The organism is Nonomuraea harbinensis (genome assembly GCF_019396385.1).
Lineage (GTDB): Bacteria > Actinomycetota > Actinomycetes > Streptosporangiales > Streptosporangiaceae > Nonomuraea > Nonomuraea ferruginea.
On sequence record NZ_JAHKRN010000031.1, the window covers coordinates 51,452 to 70,512 of the forward strand.

General features: G+C 71.3%; 19 protein-coding genes and 1 pseudogene. 10 read left to right on the forward strand and 10 right to left on the reverse strand.

Annotated features, from left to right (window positions below; translation table 11 throughout):
- Positions 1–16 precede the first annotated feature (16 nt).
- Both KME79_RS28185 and KME79_RS28190 read left to right on the forward strand, forming a co-directional pair.
- On the forward strand, positions 17–613 hold the full coding sequence (locus KME79_RS28185) for a dihydrofolate reductase family protein (protein WP_219547226.1): 597 nt from the start codon (positions 17–19) through the stop codon (positions 611–613).
- On the forward strand, positions 607–1,443 hold the full coding sequence (locus tag KME79_RS28190; RefSeq protein WP_219547228.1) for an MBL fold metallo-hydrolase: 837 nt from the start codon (positions 607–609) through the stop codon (positions 1,441–1,443). The genes KME79_RS28185 and KME79_RS28190 overlap by 7 nt, the downstream gene beginning before the upstream one ends.
- A gap of 64 nt (positions 1,444–1,507) precedes the next feature.
- On the opposite strand, the gene KME79_RS28195 is transcribed toward KME79_RS28190, so the two are convergent.
- From KME79_RS28195 to KME79_RS28210, 4 genes are all read right to left on the reverse strand, one after another.
- Positions 1,508–1,993 (reverse strand): hypothetical protein, encoded by a 486-nt coding sequence (locus KME79_RS28195; RefSeq protein WP_219547230.1) that lies wholly within the window; start codon positions 1,991–1,993, stop codon positions 1,508–1,510.
- 231 nt (positions 1,994–2,224) lie between these two features.
- Positions 2,225–2,773, reverse strand: a complete 549-nt coding sequence (locus KME79_RS28200; RefSeq protein ID WP_219547232.1) for a hypothetical protein — start codon at positions 2,771–2,773, stop codon at positions 2,225–2,227.
- 168 nt (positions 2,774–2,941) lie between these two features.
- Positions 2,942–4,057 carry an acyltransferase family protein gene (locus KME79_RS28205; RefSeq protein ID WP_246640556.1) on the reverse strand — a complete coding sequence of 372 codons (1,116 nt, stop codon included), beginning with the start codon at positions 4,055–4,057 and terminating at the stop codon, positions 2,942–2,944.
- A 62-nt stretch (positions 4,058–4,119) separates the two neighbouring features.
- Positions 4,120–5,913 carry an AMP-dependent synthetase/ligase gene (locus tag KME79_RS28210; protein WP_308249080.1) on the reverse strand — a complete coding sequence of 598 codons (1,794 nt, stop codon included), beginning with the start codon at positions 5,911–5,913 and terminating at the stop codon, positions 4,120–4,122.
- Between the two features lie 281 nt (positions 5,914–6,194).
- On the opposite strand from KME79_RS28210, the gene KME79_RS28215 reads away from it, so the two are divergent.
- Positions 6,195–6,689, forward strand: a complete 495-nt coding sequence (locus tag KME79_RS28215; protein WP_219547234.1) for a hypothetical protein — start codon at positions 6,195–6,197, stop codon at positions 6,687–6,689.
- 72 nt (positions 6,690–6,761) lie between these two features.
- Here KME79_RS28215 and KME79_RS28220 read toward each other — a convergent pair whose 3' ends face one another.
- Entirely contained in the window at positions 6,762–7,502 is a 741-nt protein-coding gene (locus KME79_RS28220) for a pentapeptide repeat-containing protein (protein WP_219547236.1), read from the reverse strand.
- 699 nt (positions 7,503–8,201) lie between these two features.
- Here KME79_RS28220 and KME79_RS28225 point away from each other — a divergent pair.
- From KME79_RS28225 to KME79_RS28235, 3 genes are read left to right on the forward strand one after another with little or no spacing between them, the layout of a single operon-like run.
- Positions 8,202–8,654: a (2Fe-2S)-binding protein gene (locus KME79_RS28225; protein WP_219547344.1), complete on the forward strand. Its 453-nt coding sequence runs from the start codon at positions 8,202–8,204 to the stop codon at positions 8,652–8,654.
- Positions 8,651–9,634, forward strand: coding sequence for an FAD binding domain-containing protein (locus KME79_RS28230; protein WP_219547238.1), 984 nt, complete (start codon positions 8,651–8,653; stop codon positions 9,632–9,634). Before KME79_RS28225 ends, KME79_RS28230 begins: the two co-directional genes overlap by 4 nt.
- Positions 9,631–11,808: a xanthine dehydrogenase family protein molybdopterin-binding subunit gene (locus tag KME79_RS28235; protein ID WP_246640557.1), complete on the forward strand. Its 2,178-nt coding sequence runs from the start codon at positions 9,631–9,633 to the stop codon at positions 11,806–11,808. Before KME79_RS28230 ends, KME79_RS28235 begins: the two co-directional genes overlap by 4 nt.
- A gap of 80 nt (positions 11,809–11,888) precedes the next feature.
- Here KME79_RS28235 and KME79_RS28240 read toward each other — a convergent pair whose 3' ends face one another.
- The 4 genes from KME79_RS28240 to vanY-N form a co-directional block, all read right to left on the reverse strand.
- A complete protein-coding gene (locus KME79_RS28240; RefSeq protein ID WP_219547240.1) occupies positions 11,889–12,725 on the reverse strand; it encodes an alpha/beta fold hydrolase in 837 nt (278 codons plus the stop codon).
- Positions 12,726–12,775: 50 nt separating this feature from the next.
- A complete protein-coding gene (locus KME79_RS28245; RefSeq protein ID WP_219547242.1) occupies positions 12,776–13,183 on the reverse strand; it encodes a DUF3592 domain-containing protein in 408 nt (135 codons plus the stop codon).
- A gap of 144 nt (positions 13,184–13,327) precedes the next feature.
- Entirely contained in the window at positions 13,328–13,930 is a 603-nt protein-coding gene (locus KME79_RS28250) for a superoxide dismutase family protein (protein ID WP_219547245.1), read from the reverse strand.
- 630 nt (positions 13,931–14,560) lie between these two features.
- Positions 14,561–15,133, reverse strand: a complete 573-nt coding sequence (vanY-N, locus tag KME79_RS28255) for a D,D-peptidase/D,D-carboxypeptidase VanY-N (protein WP_219547247.1) — start codon at positions 15,131–15,133, stop codon at positions 14,561–14,563.
- Between the two features lie 191 nt (positions 15,134–15,324).
- Between vanY-N and KME79_RS28260 the strand changes: the two genes are divergently transcribed.
- The 3 genes from KME79_RS28260 to KME79_RS28270 are packed head-to-tail and all read left to right on the forward strand — an operon-like array spanning position 15,325 to position 17,970.
- A complete protein-coding gene (locus tag KME79_RS28260) occupies positions 15,325–15,999 on the forward strand; it encodes a response regulator (protein WP_219547249.1) in 675 nt (224 codons plus the stop codon).
- A gap of 7 nt (positions 16,000–16,006) precedes the next feature.
- A complete protein-coding gene (locus KME79_RS28265; RefSeq protein ID WP_219547251.1) occupies positions 16,007–17,485 on the forward strand; it encodes an ATP-binding protein in 1,479 nt (492 codons plus the stop codon).
- Positions 17,482–17,970, forward strand: a complete 489-nt coding sequence (locus KME79_RS28270; protein WP_219547253.1) for a hypothetical protein — start codon at positions 17,482–17,484, stop codon at positions 17,968–17,970. Before KME79_RS28265 ends, KME79_RS28270 begins: the two co-directional genes overlap by 4 nt.
- A gap of 129 nt (positions 17,971–18,099) precedes the next feature.
- On the opposite strand, the gene KME79_RS28275 is transcribed toward KME79_RS28270, so the two are convergent.
- Positions 18,100–18,483 carry a hypothetical protein gene (locus KME79_RS28275; protein WP_219547255.1) on the reverse strand — a complete coding sequence of 128 codons (384 nt, stop codon included), beginning with the start codon at positions 18,481–18,483 and terminating at the stop codon, positions 18,100–18,102.
- On the opposite strand from KME79_RS28275, the pseudogene KME79_RS45395 reads away from it, so the two are divergent.
- Positions 18,475–18,820: pseudogene (locus KME79_RS45395) on the forward strand (transposase); the annotation flags it as partial. The gene KME79_RS28275 and the pseudogene KME79_RS45395 overlap by 9 nt on opposite strands.
- Positions 18,821–19,061 lie beyond the last annotated feature (241 nt).

The window sequence follows — 19,061 nt, forward strand, 5'->3', positions numbered from 1 at the left end:
TTTGGAAGAGGAGCTGATGGGTCGCTTCATCTACTCGATGCAGGTATCCCTCGACCTGCGGATCGAGCAGGTTCCGGGGGACAACGGCGCCGGCGAGTGGCTGCGCGTCGACGAGGAGCTGCACCGCGAGGCCAACGCGCGGACGCGGGCGCTCGCGCTCATGGTCCACGGCCGGGTCTACTACGAAGCCATGGAGGAATACTGGCCGCGGTCAAGCGAGGACGCGTCGCTGCCGGACGTCATGCGCGAGTACGGTGAGATCTGGACCGCCAAGCCCAAGGTGCTCGTCTCCCGCACCCGCCGCAGCGCCGGCCACAACACCCGGATCATCGGCGGGGACGACGCGATCGAGCGGCTCGCCGCCCTGCGGGCCGAGACCGACGGCAGCATCAGCGTGGGCGGCGCGGCGCTCGCGACGCAGCTGCTCCGGGCGGGGCTTCTTGACGAGTTGCTGCTCTTCACCCATCCCTCGATCCTCGGCTTCGGCAGGCCGCTGTTCGACGACTACGACCTGCCGATCGATCTCGACCTGCTGGAGCAGCGATCGTTCGAGCAGGGCGTCACGATGCATCACTACGCCGTCCGGGACGCGAAGGAGACGAGCTCGTGCTGAGGCAGGTCGCGGAGGGTGTGCTCGTCCATCAGAGCGAGCTGCTCCAGAACAACACCGTCGTCGTGCGGGGCCGGGCCGGCGTGATGCTCATCGACGCCGGGATAACGGGCGACGAAATGGCGTGCCTCGCGAACGACCTTCGCGAGCTGGGCCGGCCTGTGGTGGCAGGCTTCTCGACGCATCCTGACTGGGATCACGTGCTCTGGCACGCCGAGCTGGGCGACGCGCCCCGTTACGGTACGGCCCGCTGTGCGGCTTCCATGCGAGATCTGCGCTCGAACCCGGATTGGAAAGACCGCGTCGCCGAAGGGCTGCCGCCGGAGATCGCCGACGAGACACCGCTGGACCTGTTCGGCCTCATCACCGCTCTGCCTGCCGGAACCACCCGGATTCCGTGGGATGGCCCTCAAGTCCGGATCATCGAGCATCCGGCTCATTCCCCGGGCCACGCGGCGCTGTTGATCGAGGAACGCGGGGTTCTCGTCGCCGGCGACATGCTGTCCGACGTCCTGGTTCCGATGCTCGACGACTTCAACGGCACCAACGACCCGGTCGAGGAGTACCTCGCCGGGCTGCGACTGCTTGAGGACGTGGCGGGCGACGCCGATGTCCTCGTCCCCGGTCACGGGTCCGTCGGCGGAGCCGACCAGGTACGCGCGCGGATCGAACTGGACCGCGCGTACGTGCACGCCTTGCGTGACGGCCGTACTCCCGACGACCCACGACTCGGCCCGTCGGCCCAGCCCGGCTGGGAATGGGTGAGCGACATACACGCGGGCCAAGCCCAGAGCCTCGCCCGGAGAAGCGAGCGCGACGGGACGCCCGGCTAGTTCTCGGCGTGCGGCACAGCCGGTACGCGCGAACGCGAGGACGTTCCGGCGGCCTGGGGGACGCTCAGGTGGTCCACCAGCCCCGCAGCGTGTCGAGCGCCGGCGTGGACAGCCAGTTGACGACGAAGCCGAGCAGGAAGGCCAGGACCAGGCAGACCACCTGCTGCACGAGCTGCGCCCTGGCCTGGCCGACCAGATGCTTGCCGATGACGACGTCCACCATCCTGGTCTGCTCCTCCGTCAGCTGGACTTCCTTGCGCACCGCTTCGAGACGGGCGGTGAGCTCGGTGAGCCGGGCGAGCTTCTCCGCGATCTCCCGGTCGAGGTCCTCCGACACGCTCGCCGATTCGCGCACCACGTCCTGGACGGCCTTGGCCCTGCTCTCCAGCACGATCGCGTGCCGGTCCGCCCGCTCCTCTCGCCGCTCCAGCAGGCGGAGTATCCCCCAGCCGCCGCCCCCGACCAGGACCGCGAGGCCCGGCAGGCCGTAGTACACCGGCTCGAAGTAGTCGTCGAAGAACTTGTCCAGCTCGGGGGTCTTCGGGTCCATGGCCGAGCAGCGCGCCGACGAGTCCGAGGATGAGGCCCACGACGATCGCCCACCCGAACATGACGGCGAGCACGACACTCGCACCGGCGGCGAACCCCTTGAGGAGCTCCGGCCCCCACGCGAAAAGCGTCTCGGCCGGCGGCCGGTTCTGCTCGCCCCGCCCGGGGTCACCCTCAGAAGACGGAGATGCCTGCACTCCATCAGGGCTCGTCCGGATCACCGAACGCGAGCTCATCGGCGAGTTCGCCAGGTGCCGGAGGTGAGCAGGACGCCCACGACGAGCCAGTAGAGGCCGGCGATCAGCCCGCCGCCGAGCTGGGCGAGGATGATCTCGCACGCCCAGAGGGCCGGAAGGGCCGCCGCCACGGCGCGAGGCACCTGCCCGGCTCGCCACAGCGACACCGCCATCATGATCGCCCCCACGAGCATGCCGAGGTTCGCCGGTACGGCCACGAAGGGGAACCACGCGTAGTCCTCGCCGCGCAGGTTCGACGACGTGGCGCCGAACGCCAGCAGGACGTGGCCGGCCGAGACCACGACGGCCCCCACGAGGGCGGTACGGCCGCCGTGGCGGGCGAGCGCGACGAGGCCGGGGACGAGGAGGATCAGCGAGGCCGCGAAGAGGCCGAGCATGAGGTGCTCCTCACCGAGCACGCGAGGATCATCGTCCATGGGCCGCATCGCCTGCATCACGCCCGTGACGGCCATGGCCAGCCCGCCGGCGGACGCCGCCAGCCCCGCCGCCACCCGCCCGCTCTGCGCCGTTTCGTTGATGGTCACGGCGTCACGGTAGGAAGCGGCGGCGGCCGGGCGCGTCCACCACGGGAGCGCCACCTTCGTACGACCGGAGGCTGATGCGACTACGCCGCACGGCTGACGCCCTCGGACCGGCGGTGGGGTATCCCGGCGCAAGGGGGCCGTCACGGTGAGCGGATCAGCGTGCCGAGGTCAGCGACCTGCCTCTTTACGGGGCCGGCGGGCGGCCACCTCGACCTGGAGGAACAGGGCGGCCAGCACGGCCAGCACGGCCGACGGGGCCAGGAGCCACAGCCAGCGCTGGGCCCACCAGCCGGCGGTGGGCTCCACCGACAGGGTGCCGCCCAGCCCTTCATAGGCCCACAGCACCACCAGGTAGGCGGTCATGTGCCAGAGAAAGATGGTCAACGCGGCCACGTTGAGGGCCACCACCGGCTTCCAGGCAGCCGGCCGGCGCAGCAGGCGCTCGGCGGCCGGCGTGATCAGGGCCAGCAGCCCGAGTTGGAAGACGGCCAGGGCGGCGATGGCGGCGTTGGTCGGGAAGATGTTGGATTCGGCGCCGGTGGTGCCCACCATCGAGAGGGGGTAGCCCGCGCCCACGGTCAGCCCGGCCAGCCCGGCCAGCCCGATCCCGGCGACCGCCAGCCGTTGCGCCGGCGGCCGCCGCCCCAGCTCCCAGCCGCGCCAGGCGTAGCCGAGCTGGTGGCAGAACAGCCACACCAGGGCGGCGGTCACCCAGCCCGCCCAGGCCAGGCCGGCGCCGCGGTTCGCCACGCTGCCGAGAGCGATCAGCAGCACGAGCGCCGCCAGGACTCCGGCTCCGTAGCGGTCGTGCAGGCTCGCGGTGATCGGCACCACGGCGATCAGCAGGCCGTACACGCCCAGGAACCACAGCGGCGTCAGGTAACCGGGGAACCACTCCCACATCCACCGGTGCGGGCCGGGCAGGGCGGCGGCGATCAGCTCGCCGGCGAGCCAGACCAGGGCCCAGACGGCGGTCGGCCACAGCAGCCGGCGCAACCGGCCCCGGACGAACTGGCCGGCGGTCGTCCCGCGTGCCTGGGCCCGCTGCCGGCCGACCAGGTTGGCGTACCCGCCGACCAGGAAGAACACCGGCATGATCTGCAGCACCCAGGTGGCCAGCCAGCCACCGGGCACGGCATCGATCGGGTTGGGCATGGCCAGGCTGCCGTCGGCGGTGCGATGGTTGACCGACAAGGTCCAGTGCCAGAGGGTGACGACCACGATGCACAGCGCGCGGGCGGCGTCGACCACCCGGTCACGGGACGCCGGCGTGTCCGCCACCATCCGGTCCAGCGTCGATCGCCTGCCCGCGACGCGGCCGGTCTGCCGGTCCTGGCGTCCGGCGCTCAGCGGTACAGCTCCTCGATGTCCGCCGCGAAGTCCTTGTGGACCAAGGAACGCTTGACCTTCAGGGCCGGGGTCAGATAACCGTTCTGCTCGGTCAGGTCGACCGCGAGGATCCGGAACCTGCGGATCGACTCGGCCCTGCTCACCGCCCTGTTGGCCTCGTCCACGGCCGTCTGCAGCCTGGACAGCAGATCCGGATCGTCACGGAGCTCGGCCGGGCCGGCGTGCTCGGGCCTGCCGGCTGCCCGCTTCCATGACGCCAGCGCCTCGGCGTCCAGGGTGATCAGCGCGGCGGTGTACGGCCGACGGTCGCCGACGACCACCGCCTGACTGATGAGCCGGTGGGTGCGCAGGCGGTCCTCGATCGGCTCCGGGGCGAGGTTCTTGCCGCCGGCGGTGACGATGATCTCCTTCTTGCGGCCCGAGATCGTCAGGAACCCGTCCTCGTCCAGGGCGCCGAGGTCGCCGGTGAGCAGCCGGCCATCGGCGGTCTGACTCTCCCTGGTCTTCTGTTCGTCGCGCCAATAGCCCTGGAACAGGATCGGGCCCCTGATCAGAATCTCCCCGTCGTCGTCGATCCGGACCTCGACCCCGGGGAGGGGCGGCCCGACCGTGCCGATCTTCTGCGCGTGGGGCAGATTGACGGTCGCGGCGGCACTGGTCTCGGTCAGCCCGTAGCCTTCCAGCACGGTGATGCCGATTCCTCGGAAGAAGTGGCCCAGCCGTGCGCCCAGCGGCGCCCCGCCGGAGATGGCGAAGCCGACCCGGCCGCCGAGCGCGGCCCGCAGCCGTCCGTACACCAGCCGGTCGGACAGGCGGTGTGCCAGCCGCAGGCGCCAGCCCGGCCGCCCGTCGTCCAGCGCCTGGCTGTAGGCCACGGCGGTCCGCTCGGCCCAGTCGAAGATCCTGCCCTTGCCCTCGGCCTGGGCCCGCTGCTGAGCACTGTTGTGGACCCGCTCGAACACTCTGGGCGCCGCCAGCAGGAACGTCGGTCGCAGGGCGGCCAGGTCCTCGGTCAGCCTGGCCCGGTCGGCGCTGTGCGCCAGGCACACACCCCGTTCCACGCAGGCCACCTGGATCACCCGCGCGAACACGTGGGCCAGTGGGAGGAACAGCAGGGTCGAGGCGTCCCGGCCGAAGATCCGCTCCAGGCTGTCGATCGCGACGCGCGCCTCGTACAGCAGGTTGCCGTGACTCAGCATGCAGCCCTTCGGGCGGCCCGTGGTGCCCGAGGTGTAGATGATCGTCGCCAGGTCGTCGGCCGACACCGCCCGGCGGCGCTCACGCAGCCGGGCCTCGTCCACGGCCAGCCCGTCCTCGCGGAGACGGTCCAGCCCGCCGTCGTCGATCTGCCACACCCGCGGCCGCCCGGGCAGGCCCTCGGCCGCGTCCTCGACCAAGCGGCGATGCGTCTCGTGCTCGACCACCGCCGCGACCGGGCCGGCGTCCTCCAGCACCCAGCGGACCTGCTCGGCCGAGGAGGTCTCGTAGATGGGAACCGGCAGCGCCGCCACCGCCCACAGGGCGTAGTCCACCAGCGTCCACTCGTAGCTGGTGGCGGCCAGCAGCGCGACCCGGTCGCCGGGCTGTATCCCGGCAGCGAGGAAACCGGCCGCCAAACTGCGGACGTCGGCCGCGAACTGCCCGGCCGTCACCGGACGCCAGCCGCCGGCCGAGCGGCGCCGGAACAGGACCATGTCGCCGTCGACCCGGTCGTCGGCGAACACCACGTCGGCGAGCTGGGCGTCGGGGGCAACGATCATCGGGGCCGGGACTTCACGGACACGCATCATCCGTCCTCCTGTGCAGAAGGGGCGAAGCAATTAGCCTGCTTCCCCAGGTCACCGGGCACACACGTGACAGCCGTCGCCGACCGTGGACCTGGTGAGCCGGCTCGCCCATCCCACCGACGCCGACATCGCCGCGGTCGACGCGTGGTGGGCCCCGGGCACCGGCGTCCCATCGACGCCTTCGGGCGGGGCCGCTGTGTCCGGTGAATGTCCTCAGGGTGTCCTGGGCTGATCTATACGTACCGCATGAGGATGAAGCCCAGAACTGACAGTCAGGAGGACTGATGGGAACTCGCAGCATTCCCAGCCCCAGGCGCGCGCTCAGGGCACTTGTCATGCTCATCGGGTTGGCACTGGTGGTGCCGACCATGATCGTCGCGTCGACGACGTCGGCGACGGCCACATCGACGGCCATCGCGACCGCGGCCTGGACCCCTCGGGTCGTTCCGCTCTACTCCGGCGAGCCCCGCATGGACCTGAGTTTCCCTGAGATGCGGGAGGAGTTCCTGGATATCTGCGAGACCGAGCAATTCAATGGTTACGCATGCATCACCGTGGGAGACGGCGACGGAACGCACACCGGCTTCCCCATGTTCAAGTGCGGCTGGCGGAAGGTCTACAACTTCATCAACGCGGGCGCTGTCGTGAACAACCAGTACGGCGGCGCGAGGGTGCGGCTCTACAACGCCTCACAGGCGGAGATCGCGTCCTACGGAAACGGCAGGCACGGCATCCCCAACGAAATCCTGTACGCGACGGAGTGGATCAGCGTCTGCTGAACCAGCCTCCTTGGAACGACGACGTACGCCCCCGCCCGTCACCAGGTGGGGGCGTCTTCGTCTTCTCGAGGGTTAACCGTCCCGCCTCAATACCGCGCCGCCGCGCCCGTACTCCAGACGCCATCCCGGCGGCCATGTGCTCCCAGGATTCGGGTGCGTCACCCGGACGTCTGTGCAGGTGACGCGGCCGGCGAACGTCGCCTTGTCGAACGAGACAGTGCCGCTGAAGGTCGCCTGATCGAAAGAGGTGGCGCCCTTGAAGGTCGCGCCCCGGAACGCGGTGTAGTCGGTGAAGGCCGCCCCGCCGAAGTCGGCGTGGCCGGTGAAGGTCGCGCTGTGAAACGAGGCATAGCCGGTGAACGAGGCGCCGCCGACGAAGGTCGCGCGGCTGAACGAGGTGCGGCCGATGAAGGTCGCCCCGTGGAAGTCCGCGTGAAGGACACGGCAGTTGGCGAGACCGAAGTCGAGCAAGGTGGCGTAGGACAGGTCGAGGCGCATGCCCGGCCAGAAGCGCGGGTTGACCGAGGTGGGGCGCTGCCACCAGCGGCGTTCGCACCAGGCCAGGTGGTCGGCGAGAAGGCGCTGGGCGGCGCGGATCCGCTGCTGCCGGTCCTCCTCGCGCGGCGGAGTCCACGGCATCCGGAGATACGCGCAGATCACGTCCACGACTGTCTGCCTCAGCCTCGGGTTGTTCTGCGCGAGCTGTTCGAGCGCGTACAGGCCACCGAGCCGGACCGGGGCCGGACCGGGGCCGGACCGGGGCCGGGCCGCCGCCGAGCTGTTCGACCGCCTTGCTGAAGCGGTCGGTGTCATGGCCGCGCTCGCCGAGCCGGAAGGTGCGCCGCGCGGTGTCGGCGTTGCGCGCGGTGTAGAACACCGCCAGCAACGCGGCCAGGCCGGTGGCCACGGCCAGGACGTTGCCGCGAACGGCCGCGACGGCGGCGGCCCAGTCGGTGCCGGTCAGCTCGTTCGAGCACCAGCACCGCCACGGTGATCGACGAAGGCTTCACCGTCCGGACTGCCGCTTCGCGTTCTTCTTGGCCATGGGCTTGATGATGCTCAAGCGGCCGGGACGCCGGAGGTCGCGTGACAAGATCGTGTACCCCTCGGGGAAGGCCGCGCCATATCGCCGTTAACACTTTTCCGTTAGCGCCTCTTGACCGCATCATCGTTAACGAAATACTGTTGCCATCGATTACATGTCATCCGGTCACCGGCCGGAAGGCTCTCCCGGGACCAGGGACCGGGCCCTGTCGCAGAGCCGGTTCCGTACGGAGAAGGAGCATGATGATCTTCCACGGCAGCGGATCCACCTCCGAACCGGACGTGCCACCGGAACAACGGACGAAAGCCCTCGACACGCCCGCGCCCAGCCGCCGTGCGGTGCTCAAGGCCGCCGCGGCGGGCACGGCCGTGGCCGCCACGGGCGTCGCCGCTCCCGCCGCCGCGACTCCCCCGGCCGCCACCGCTCAGGCGTACGCCGTCGCCCCGGGGGCGTCGGTGGAGGTCGCCATGACGGTCAACGGGCGGCTGCGCAAGGTCGTCCTGGAGCCGCGGGTGACGCTGCTGGACACGTTAAGGGAGCGGCTCGGCCTGACCGGCACCAAGAAGGGCTGCGACCGGGGCGAGTGCGGGGCGTGCACGGTGCTGGCCGACGGCGAGCGGGTCAAGTCGTGCCTGACGCTGGCGGTGATGCGGCAGGGGGCCGAGATCACCACGGTGGAAGGGCTGGCGCGGGGAGAGGAGCTGCACCCCGTACAGGAGGCGTTCATCCGGAACGACGCCTTCCAGTGCGGCGCGTGCACTCCCGGTCAGATCATGTCCGCCGTGGCCTGCATCGACGAGGGGCATGCGGGCTCGGAGGCGGAGATCCGCGAGTGGATGAGCGGCAACCTGTGCCGGTGCGCGGCGTACCAGAACATCGTCGCCGCCGTCGCCGACGCCGCGAAGGAGGTGCGGCGATGAGGGCCTTCGGTTACACGGTCGCGCGCGATCCGGCCGAGGCGGTGCGGCTGGCCGCGACCACCCCCGGCTCGACGTTCGTGGCAGGCGGCACGGACCTGCTGAACCTGATGCGCGACGGCGCGGAGACGCACGACCACCTCGTCGACGTCAACCGGCTGGACCTCGGCGGGATCACCGTCGGCTCCGGCGCGTTGCGGATGGGCGGGGCGGCCCGGATGCGGCAGGTCGCCGAGCACCCCGGAGTGCGGCGGGAGTTCCCGATGCTGTCCGAGGCGCTGCTGGCCTCGGCGTCCCCGCAGATCCGCACCATGGCCTCGATCGGCGGGAACCTGTTGCAGCGCACCCGGTGCGGGTACTTCCGCGACGCGGCCTCCCCCTGCGCCAAGCGGGTACCGGGCAGCGGCTGCCCTGCGATCACCGGGCAGAACCGGGGACACGCGATCCTGGGAGGCAGCGAGCACTGCATCGCCACGCACCCGTCGGACCTGGCGGTGGCGCTGACCGCCCTGGACGCGACCGTGCGCCTGCTCGGTCCCGGCGGCGAGCGCGCCGTCCCCATCGCCGGCTTCTACCTCCTCCCCGGGTCCACGCCGGACCGGGAGACCGCGATGCGCCCGGGCGAGCTGATCACCAGGGTGGACGTGCCGCGCACCGCCCTGGCCGGGCAGTCGCGCTACCTGAAGCTGCGCGACCGGGCCACGTTCGAGTTCGCGGTGGTGTCGGTGGCGGCCGCGCTGCGGACGAGGGGCAATGTCGTACGGGACGTACGGCTGGCTTTCGGCGGCGTGGGCACCCGCCCGTGGCGGGACACCCGCGTCGAGGCGGCGCTGCGGGGCCGGCCCCTCACCCCGCAGGCGATCGACGAGGCGGGCCGGATCCTGGTCAGGGACGCCAAGCCGTACGAGGGGAACAGGTTCAAGGTCGAGCTCGTCCAGCGGGCGCTGGTGAGCGTTCTCGGCGAGCTGGGAGGGCTCCGATGAGCGGGCTGGTGGGGCAGGGCGTGGCGCGGGTGGACGGCCGGGCGAAGGTCACCGGCGCGGCCCGCTACGCCGCGGACCAGGAGGTGCCCGGTGTGCTGCACGGCGCCCTGGTGATGAGCACGATCGCCCGCGGCGAGGTCCTGGAGATCGACCGCAGGGCGGCGCTCGCGCGTCCCGGCGTCGTCGCGGTCCACACCCACGCCGACATGCCGCGGCTGAACCTGCCGAACTTCCCGTACAACAGGCCTTTCATCCCCATGCAGGACACGCGGGTGCACCACCACGGGCAGCCCGTCGCGTACGTCGTGGCCCAGACCCTGGAGCAGGCGCAGGAGGCCGCCGGCCTGGTGAAGGTCCGCTATCGGGCGGAGGATCCGGTCGCGCGGATGGCCGACGTGCTCGACGAGGCGTTCCTGCCGGACGATTTCCGCGACCGGCCCAACGAGTACAGCCGCGGCGATGCCGCCGCGGCGCTCGGACAGGCCGCGGTACGCGTCGACCGGACCTACAGCAGCCCGATGCAGCACCACAACCCGATCGAGCCGCACACCACCACCGCCGTCTGGGAGGACGACGGCACGCTGATCCTGTACGAGAGCACCCAGGGCGTGGTCTTCGCCCGCAACACCGTCCAGATCGCGTTCGGGATGCCCGAGGGGAGCGTCAGGGTCGTCTCCCCCTACCTGGGCGGTGGTTTCGGCGCCAAGGGCCCCACCTATCCGCACACGTTGCTCACCGCGGCGGCGGCGCGACTCTGCGGCCGGCCGGTGAAGCTGGTGCTGACGCGCGCGCAGATGTACACCTCCAACGGTCACCGCGCCGAGTACCGCCACCACCTCCGGCTCGGCGCCACCCGGCAGGGCGCGCTGACCGCCGTCGTCAGCACCTCGACGGCTCAGGTGACCCGCGTCGACGAGAACGTCTACAACGGCGGTGACTCCACGGTGCGCCTGTACGCCTGCCCGAACGTCCACGTACGGCAGCTGGGTGTGCGGCTGGACCTGCCGACGTCGAGCTACATGCGCTCGCCGGAGACGACCGCTCACTTCGGCCTCGAGACCGCCATGGACGAGCTGAGCTACGAGCTCGGCATCGACCCGGTGGAGCTCCGGATACGCAACCACACCGAGGTCGACCAGCAGCCCGATCCTCCCGTGCCGTACGCCGACAAGCGGCTGCTGGAGTGCTACCGGGCCGCGGCCGAGGCGTTCGGCTGGGCCCGGCGCAGCCCCAGGCCGGGGACCACCAGGGACGGAGACGAGTACGTCGGCTGGGGCATGGCCACCGAGACCCACACGCACACCGTCATCCCGTCCCGGGCTCGCCTCACCATCGGCCCCGACGGGCGCGCGACCCTGCGGGCCGCCACCCAGGAGATCGGCACCGGCACCTACACCGTGCTCACCCAGATCGTCTGCGAAGGGCTCGGCATGCCGCTCGACCAGGTCACGACGCTGCTGGGCGACACCGCCTACCCCGACGCGTCCTTGTCAGCGGGGTCGTCCACCATGCCCAGCGTGGCCGCCCCGGCGGCCGAGGCGGCGGCGAAGGCGCGGAACGCCGTGATCGCGCTCGCCGTCGCCGACCCGCGCTCCCCGCTGCACGGCGTGCCCGCTGAGGAGGTCGTGGCCCGGGACGGCCGGCTGTCCGCCGGGGGCGACCGCGTGGACACCTACCGCGCGGTCATGACCCGCCACGGCCGCTCCGTCGAGGTGACCGGCGACAAGCGGAACAGCACGCCCGGACACTCGTTCGGCGCGGTGTTCCTGGAGGTGCGGATCCAGCCGAGGCTGGGCAGGTTGCGCGTGACCCGGGTGGTGACCGCGCACGACCTGGGGCGGGTGCTCAACCACCGGACCGCGCGCGGGCAGGTCATCGGCGGTGTGATGTGGGGGCTCGGCTTCGCGCTGATGGAGCACACGATGGTGGACCCGGCCACCGCCCGGGTCGTCAACCCGAACCTGTCCACCTACCTGGTCCCGGTCTGCGCGGACGCGCCGTCGGTGGAGGCGTTGTTCGTGGACCGGCCGGAACCGGACGCCGAACTGGCCGGAATCCGCGGATTCGGCGAGACGCCCGGGACCGGCGTGCCCGCGGCCATCGGCAACGCGATCTACCACGCCATCGGCCGGCGCCTCAGGGACGTCCCCTTCACCCAGGACAAACTGCTCTGACCCCTGCGCGCGGGAGTCAGCGGCTCTGTCGAGGAGCTCGTCCGTGGGCCCGCCGTACATGGGTGTCCTACGCCGTCGTTTCAGCCGAGCGGGGTGAGGATGCCGGCCAGTTCGCCGGGCTTGGAGAGAAAAGGCGAGTGGGAGGCGTCGAGCGTGACGACGGAGGTCGGGTTGTCCGGGAACGCGGCGTCGGCCTCCGCGACGAACTTCGCCTGCAGGCCCGGCCGGATGGCCATGTCCCGCGTACAGACGATGTACGTGCGCGGCACCGACCCCCAGCCGTCGCGGGTCAGGGTGGTGGCGCCCAGCATGACGCCGATCGGGCCGTCGGGTGTCAGCAGGCCGGTGGCGGCGTCGGCGAGGACCGGGTCCACGTCTCCGTAGAACGCCTCGCGAAGCCCCTGCCGGTAGACCGCGTCGTCCGTGGCGAAGTCGAGCCGCAGCGCGCCTATGGCGGCCGGGTCACCCTGCAGCAACGGCGCGACCCGGTCGTCGGCGGCCTCGGGAAGCCGCGTGTACGCCGCCGCGGACACGCCCGACGCCGGCATGTACGCGGTGAGGTACACGGCGTGCGCCACCAGTTCGGGTGTCCGCTGGGCCGTTCGGGTCAGTACGGGACCGGCCGCGCTGTGGGCGACCACCGTGACCGGCTCGCCACCGCCGATCCGCTTGATCTGCGAGGTCAACAACTCGGCCGCGTCGTCGAGAGTCACGTCCGCCACGGGCGAGACCTCGGTGCCGACCGCCTCGGGGCTGTACGGCTGTTCGGTTGACCATCGAGGACGGCGGGCGTACAGCCCATGCCCCGCCATGTCCACCGCGACGGTCAGGCGGCCGCCGGCCACCACATGGGGGACGACTTCGTTCCAGCACCAGGCGCCGTGCCAGAAACCGTGGACTAACACCAGCGTGGACATGAACACTCCTTGGGTGATCGGGTGAACGACGGCCGCGGAGCCAGCCGGAATCAGATGATGGTGAAGGCGGTGAGCGCGCCGAGGGTGATGAGGAAAAGGCCTATGCCCACGACCCACTTCCCCATCGTGGAACCGTCCTGACCGCCGGTGTCGATGCGAGCGTTCCGCTGCTTCGCAGGGTCGTAGAGGACGGTGACGCGATCTCCTGGTCGAGGAGGCCTGCTCTCGCCGTAACGCGAGGTGATCTCGACCTCCTGGCCATCGCGGGTCGTGAAGCGGAAGACGGGATAGCACGCCTTGCTGTCGGGGTCCCTGCTCCGCTCCAGGCCGGTGACCAGGCCGGGCACCCGGACCCCGTGGGCGCGGAACCGCCGTGCCCTGCGCAGGAGCCAGACGCCGCACGCCAGGTTCGCCAGCCCGAGAACGAAGAGCAGGCCGGGCGAAGATGTCGATTCCACTAAGGATCACCTTTCGCTCGGGCGGCGATCCGCCGTTGCCAAGGGTTCTATCTGATCGACTACGCCACCGGCGGTTTGGTTCATCACCACATCGACGTTTTTCAGGCTCCCGACGTCAAGGCGCGTGGGAGGGCGTGGACCCCGCTAGCCTCTGGTGATCACACCGCAGGCGATGCGGCTGCCGGAGTCGCCGGCCTTCAGCGTCTCGGCGTCGGGCCCGGCCTCACCTTCCGCGTTCCGGTAGCGGTCGGGGATGTTGGCGTAGTTGTCGGCCAGAGAGTGGATCATGATGGCGCTGCCGTCGCCGTCGAAGAGCTGTGCCACCTGGAAGCGGTCGGTCACCGATGAGGCGATGGCGGTGCCGTCCGCGCCGACCAGCAGGTTGGGCAGGTCCCCGGTGTGGCGGTCGTGCGGTTGCGAGCCCAGGTCGAAGTGTCCTCCCGCACTGAAGAAGGGGCTGCCGGTGTCGGGGTCCTTCGACTGCGCGTCGCAGACGCCCTTGGCGTGGACGTGGAAGCCGTGAAAACCGGCCGGCAAGTTCGTCACCCCGACCGTGATCCTGGACTTGCCGTTCCCGGCGTCCTCCACCTGGAGCGAGCCGACCGTCTGGCCTTCGGCATTCTTGATCACGGCACCGGCCGGCGCACCATCCCGCCCGGGCATCATCGCTCCCAGCGCGGCCGCGCTCAGGGCGACCACTCCCACGCCCAGCATCACGACCAGAGCCAGACGAGCCTTTCGTACCATCAGAAGTCTCCCCCTGTGTGGCGTCTTCCCCAGGTGAAGACGACGGCGGCACCGTTGGACGCGAGAACGGCGAGCCGCGATGTCCAAGGGGCCTCGCCACAGAAATCCCCCCGGCTTCGTCCACTGCCCCGATGCCGGAGGTAAAAGTTCGCCATCGCCAGAGCGTCCGGCTCGAAGCCTTGGGAACTCGTCACAGAAGTGCCGTCAGGGCGCCCCTGAGACGCAGGGATGCCCTGACACTGGACCGCTCAACGGCGGCGTCGTCGGCTGCGGCTGCGGCGGCGTGACGCGGATTCGCCGTTTTCGAAGCCGTCTCCCGGCTCCGGCTGCACCAAGCGGATGGACGCGCCGACTAGGTAGTAGCGGATAGCCATGGTCATCCCCCCAAAGCGATCGGCGGCTGGGAGAGCACCAGGCCCACAGTCGGGTACCGCTTCAGCACCCTCCCGTAGGTACAAACCCAACGGCTCACCCGTACCTTCCCCAGATATCCCCTGAACGGGGCTGCTGACTGGGCTTTTACCAGTCGGGCCCCGGGCTGCGACACCCGGTTCCAGGCGCGGCACTCGCGCATCCGCGACCTCGACACGCCTTCGTATCCCGACGGCTGAACGTCCTGACGGACAGGGGCTACACCTGGTCCCCGTTCTCGACCATGGGGTTCACGCCGGGGTGGGGGCGTCGTGGCAGTGGCGTGCCGCGGCGGTCCGGGCGGTGCTCGAAGTGCCACCACTCGTTGTCGTAGACGCGGTAGAGGTCGTAGCGGGCGCCGTGCTCCTCCAGCCAGCGCGCGCCTTCGCGGGGGCGTACGTCCAGCGCGATGCCCTTGACGTGGCCGGATTCCGCCGGCGGTAACACGAGCATGCGGGCCGAGGCCGGGGAGCCGGAGCGGCGCACCTCCTCGTCGAACATCCGTTGCTGGACCTGGGGGTCGCGGTATCCCGAGGTGAGGCCGACGAGCCGGCCGTGACGCCAGAGCGCCTCGGTGCGTGCCGCGGTGAACGCCGCCATGGCGCCGTCGGTGAGCCCGGTGAGGTCCTCGGCGGGGAATCGCATCCCCAACGCCCAGCGGCACGCCAGTTCGCGGGCGTGGCCGGGACGGCGGACGAACCCCACGGGCAGCAGGAGCACGGCGAGCACCAGCGTGACCGCGGCGAACAGCCGGTCACGGGGTCGGAGTGGGATGGTTCGCGGTTCGTTCATGACGAACAACGATCGGCGCCGGATGCGCGCGCGCCGTCCGCCGCATGTCACCGTTCGTCGACGGCGGCCGGCGCCGGGTGCGACCGTGATACAACCATGACACGGTGCTGACGAGGCGGGGACACGGCTGGCCGACAGTGGAGGGATTGACCGGCGGGCGAGGTACGGAGCGTGCTGTGAAACTCGGCGGCGTGTCGCGAGTGTTGCTGATCGAAGATGACCCGGCCGTACGGGAGGGCCTGGAGCTGGCCCTGACCCGGCATGGACACCGGGTGCGGGCGGTGGAGTCCGGCGAGGAGGGGCTGGACCGGCTGCGCGTGGACCTTCCCGACGTCGTCGTGCTCGATCTCATGTTGCCTGGCATCGACGGGTTCGAGGTCTGCCGCCGCATCCGGGCCGCCCGGGAGGTGCCGATCATCATGCTGACCGCGCGCGGCGACGACATGGACGTGGTGGCCGGGCTGGAGGCGGGCGCCGACGACTACGTGGTCAAGCCGGTGCAGCCCAGGGTTCTGGAGGCACGCATTCGCGCGGTTCTCCGGCGGATCGGGCGGGACCAGGCGGAGCTGGAGCGGCACGGGGACCTGACCATCGATCGCGCCGGGCTGGTGGTCGCCAAGCGCGGCGCGCCGGTCAGCCTCGCCCCGACCGAGCTGCGCCTGCTGCTCGAACTCTCCGGCACGCCCGGCCGGGTGCACAGCCGCCAGCAGCTGCTGGAGTCGGTGTGGGAGCACGGGTACTTCGGGGACTCGCGTCTCGTGGACGCGTGCGTGCAGCGGTTACGCGCGAAGATCGAGGACGACTCGGCGGCGCCCGTCTACGTTCAGACGGTGCGTGGGTTCGGGTACCGGTTCGGGCCGGTGTGAGCCGCCGGTGGCACGGTGGCCGAGCCTGGGGTTGCGTGCCCGGCTGTTGTCCGCGTTCGCCCTGCTGTGTGTGGTCACCGCGGCAGGGGTGGCCGGCGGGATCTACGTCCATGCCCGCAACGACATCCTGCAGCGGACCCAGGATGCCGCGGTGGAGGCGATGCGGAGCCGGCTGGAGGCGCTCTACCCCTTGCGAAGTGCGACGCCGGGCCCGGCCGAGCTCGGCGAGATCGCCCGTGCCATGACCGACCGGAACAGCTCCGCGGTCGCCTTCTACCAGGGTGCGCAGTCACCGGCCGGCCCGCCGCCGGGACAGGCGGTGCCGGGCCGGCCGCCGCGTGCGCCGGGCCTGGCTCCCGGAACGATCTCACCGGAGCTGCGGCGGACGGTGGCCGAGGGCGGCATGGCGTGGCAACGCGTGGTGTGGCAGGGCGAGCCCTTCCTGATCATCGGCGCGCCTCTGGTGATCACCGAGCCGGACCGGACGACGCGGGTGTCCGGCATCGAGGTCTACACCGCCCACAGCCTGGTTCCCGAACAGCGCAGCATCGACGGGCTCGCCGCCTGGGCCTGGCTCACCGGCGGGGCGGCCCTGGTGTTCGCGGTCGTCCTGGCGTCGCTGGCCACTCGCGGCGTGCTGCGCCCGGTGCGCGAGCTCGGCCGGGCGGCGCGCCTGCTGGGCGAGGGCGACCTGCGGGCCAGGGTCGCGGTCCGAGGCTCCGACGAGCTGGCCGACGTGGCGCGCACGTTCAACGACACCGCCGCGGAGCTGGAACGGCACGTCGAGCAGCTCCGTGAGATGGAGGCCGACTCGCGCCGGTTCGTGGCCGACGTGTCCCACGAGCTGCGCACCCCGCTGGCCGCGCTCGCCGCGGTCGCCGACGTCCTCGACGAGGAGGCGGCCGGGCTGCCCGAGCACGCCGGCAGGGCCGCCAGGCTGGTCAGCCAGGAGACGCTCAACCTCACCGGGCTGGTGAACGACCTCATCGAGATCAGCCGGTTCGACTCGGGCGTCGCGACCCTCGCGCTGAACGAGGTCGACGTGGCCGAGCTGGTGCGCGCGACCCTGCGTGCCCGGGGCTGGTCGGAGTCGGTGCACACCGAGCTTCCCCCCGGGGTGACGGCACGCCTGGACCCGCGCCGAGTGGACGTCATCCTCGCGAACCTGGTCGGCAACGCCCTGCGGCACGGCGAGCCGCCGGTGTCGGTACGGCTTTCCGCCGATCCGCGCTGGGTCGCTCTCGAGGTCCGCGACCACGGACCGGGGCTGGACGAAGCGGTGCTGCCGCACGTGTTCGACCGGTTCTTCAAGGCCAGCGCGGCCAGGGCCAGGTCGGAAGGCAGCGGCCTCGGCCTCGCCATCGCGCGGGAGAACGCGCGCCTGCACCGAGGTGACCTCACTGTCGTCAACGCCCCGGACGGCGGCGCCGTGTTCACGCTGCGCCTGCCCTGCCGGACGCACGATCCGGACGGAGGCTCCGCGTGAGGACCGGGCCGGCCCGCCGCGTGCTCGCCGCGGGTCTCGTAGCGCTCGCCGTGGCCGGCTGCGGTGTGCGGCCCAGCGACGTCATCCCCGCCGGCGACCCGCCGAGCGGAGGCGTCGCGCCCACCACGGCGATCACCCTCTACCTGGTGAGGAACGGCCGGCTCCTGGCGGTGACGCGGCCCGGACCGGGTGGTCGTCCACTGCTCGAAGCGGACACGCTCGCGTTGCTCGCGGCCGGACCCACCGCGAGGGAGCGGGCGCGCGGATTCACCACCGACGTCCCGTCCGAGGCCGGCCCGTTCTCGGTGACCGCCGAGCCGGTCGGCCACGTGACGGTGACCCTGTCCACTCCTGCCGGCGAACTGTCCCCGCTGGCCGTCGACCAGATCGTGTGCACGGCCGGCGCCACGTCGCCGGAGAAGCTCCTCCAGGTCACCGTCGTCGGTGCCGGGCAGAGCGTCGGCCCCCGGACGTGCCCGGAGTGACGGCTGCGCCCTGTCACGCTCGCGCATGACAGGGCGGGCGTAGCTCAGTGGCGCACCGTGATGTTCCCTCCGGTGACGGCCTGAGGATCGAAGCGGTCGAGGTCGAACTCGGTGCCGGTGAGGCGGGCGCTAGCCGCCGCTCGTCGCCGCGAAGGAGTCCGTACGACCGTCGTCCCAGACGATCGCGCAGGTGTGGGTGTCGTTGGCGCCCGGATCGGTGAAGGGCGCCGTGAGGCTGACCGGCGTGCCCGCGCGATGGGCCGACCACGGCGCGGGACCGGTGATGGACGGCCGCGGCGGCGCGTTGCGCAGCCGGACCCGCGCCGAGTCGCTCACCGGCGCGTTGACCCCGTCGCTCGCGGTGAGCGTGACGGTGAACGTGCCGTCGTCCGTGCAGGAGATCGTCGTGGACGGGGCAGCTTCCGATCCGGCGGTCGAAAGTTCGATCCCCGGGGGCGCGCTCAGCACCACAAGACCGTGGCTCATTTGGGTGTCGGTCGTGAGATCGATCATGATGCGTTCCTTCAGCGACTGGTGCCCGATGAGTTGCGGAAGCTGTTCCAGCGGGTCGTCCTGGCGGCGATCGTGTACGTGGCCACTACCGGGTGCGCCCGGCGGCAGTTGCCCCGGGTCTTCGGCGCCTCCTCGCAGACGATGCACCGCCGCTCCGCCAAGTGGAGCGCTGCGCGAGTGTGGGCCAAGCTGTACCCGATCCTGCTGGACGAACTCGGCCCCCGTGGCGCGTTGGACTGGTCGCGGTGCGCGATCGACTCCGTCAGCGTGCTGGCCACCGAAGGAGGACCTGACCGGCCCGAATCCTGTCAATCACGACAAGAAAGGGTCGAAGATCCGCCGATGACGATCTTGCCCGGCGGGCACTGCGCGAAGGCATTGTCGATACGGCCAGGGGCGATGGACACCGTCGACCCCATCACCGTCTGCACCTCCGACAGACCAGGCGCTCCGCGATCCCCTGTGGTCCCTGGGCGCCGATGTCTCCCTGCGGGCCCGCGGGGCCCACCGGGCCGGACTGGTTCCAGGTGATCTCCCGCTCACGGACCCCGCAGCTGCCCGCCGTGGGCGCCGGCCTG

Excerpts from the sequence above, each read along its gene's own strand:
- KME79_RS28185 (WP_219547226.1), top strand. The coding sequence starts at position 17 with ATGGGTCGCTTCATCTACTCGATGCAGGTATCCCTCGACCTGCGGATC.
- KME79_RS28195 (WP_219547230.1), bottom strand. The coding sequence starts at position 1,993 with ATGGACCCGAAGACCCCCGAGCTGGACAAGTTCTTCGACGACTACTTC.
- KME79_RS28205 (WP_246640556.1), bottom strand. The coding sequence starts at position 4,057 with ATGGTGGCGGACACGCCGGCGTCCCGTGACCGGGTGGTCGACGCCGCC.
- KME79_RS28210 (WP_308249080.1), bottom strand. The coding sequence starts at position 5,913 with ATGATGCGTGTCCGTGAAGTCCCGGCCCCGATGATCGTTGCCCCCGAC.
- KME79_RS28215 (WP_219547234.1), top strand. The coding sequence starts at position 6,195 with ATGGGAACTCGCAGCATTCCCAGCCCCAGGCGCGCGCTCAGGGCACTT.
- KME79_RS28220 (WP_219547236.1), bottom strand. The coding sequence starts at position 7,502 with ATGACACCGACCGCTTCAGCAAGGCGGTCGAACAGCTCGGCGGCGGCC.
- KME79_RS28225 (WP_219547344.1), top strand. The coding sequence starts at position 8,202 with ATGACGGTCAACGGGCGGCTGCGCAAGGTCGTCCTGGAGCCGCGGGTG.
- KME79_RS28230 (WP_219547238.1), top strand. The coding sequence starts at position 8,651 with ATGAGGGCCTTCGGTTACACGGTCGCGCGCGATCCGGCCGAGGCGGTG.
- KME79_RS28235 (WP_246640557.1), top strand. The coding sequence starts at position 9,631 with ATGAGCGGGCTGGTGGGGCAGGGCGTGGCGCGGGTGGACGGCCGGGCG.
- KME79_RS28240 (WP_219547240.1), bottom strand. The coding sequence starts at position 12,725 with ATGTCCACGCTGGTGTTAGTCCACGGTTTCTGGCACGGCGCCTGGTGC.
- KME79_RS28250 (WP_219547245.1), bottom strand. The coding sequence starts at position 13,930 with ATGGTACGAAAGGCTCGTCTGGCTCTGGTCGTGATGCTGGGCGTGGGA.
- vanY-N (WP_219547247.1), bottom strand. The coding sequence starts at position 15,133 with ATGAACGAACCGCGAACCATCCCACTCCGACCCCGTGACCGGCTGTTC.
- KME79_RS28275 (WP_219547255.1), bottom strand. The coding sequence starts at position 18,483 with ATGATCGATCTCACGACCGACACCCAAATGAGCCACGGTCTTGTGGTG.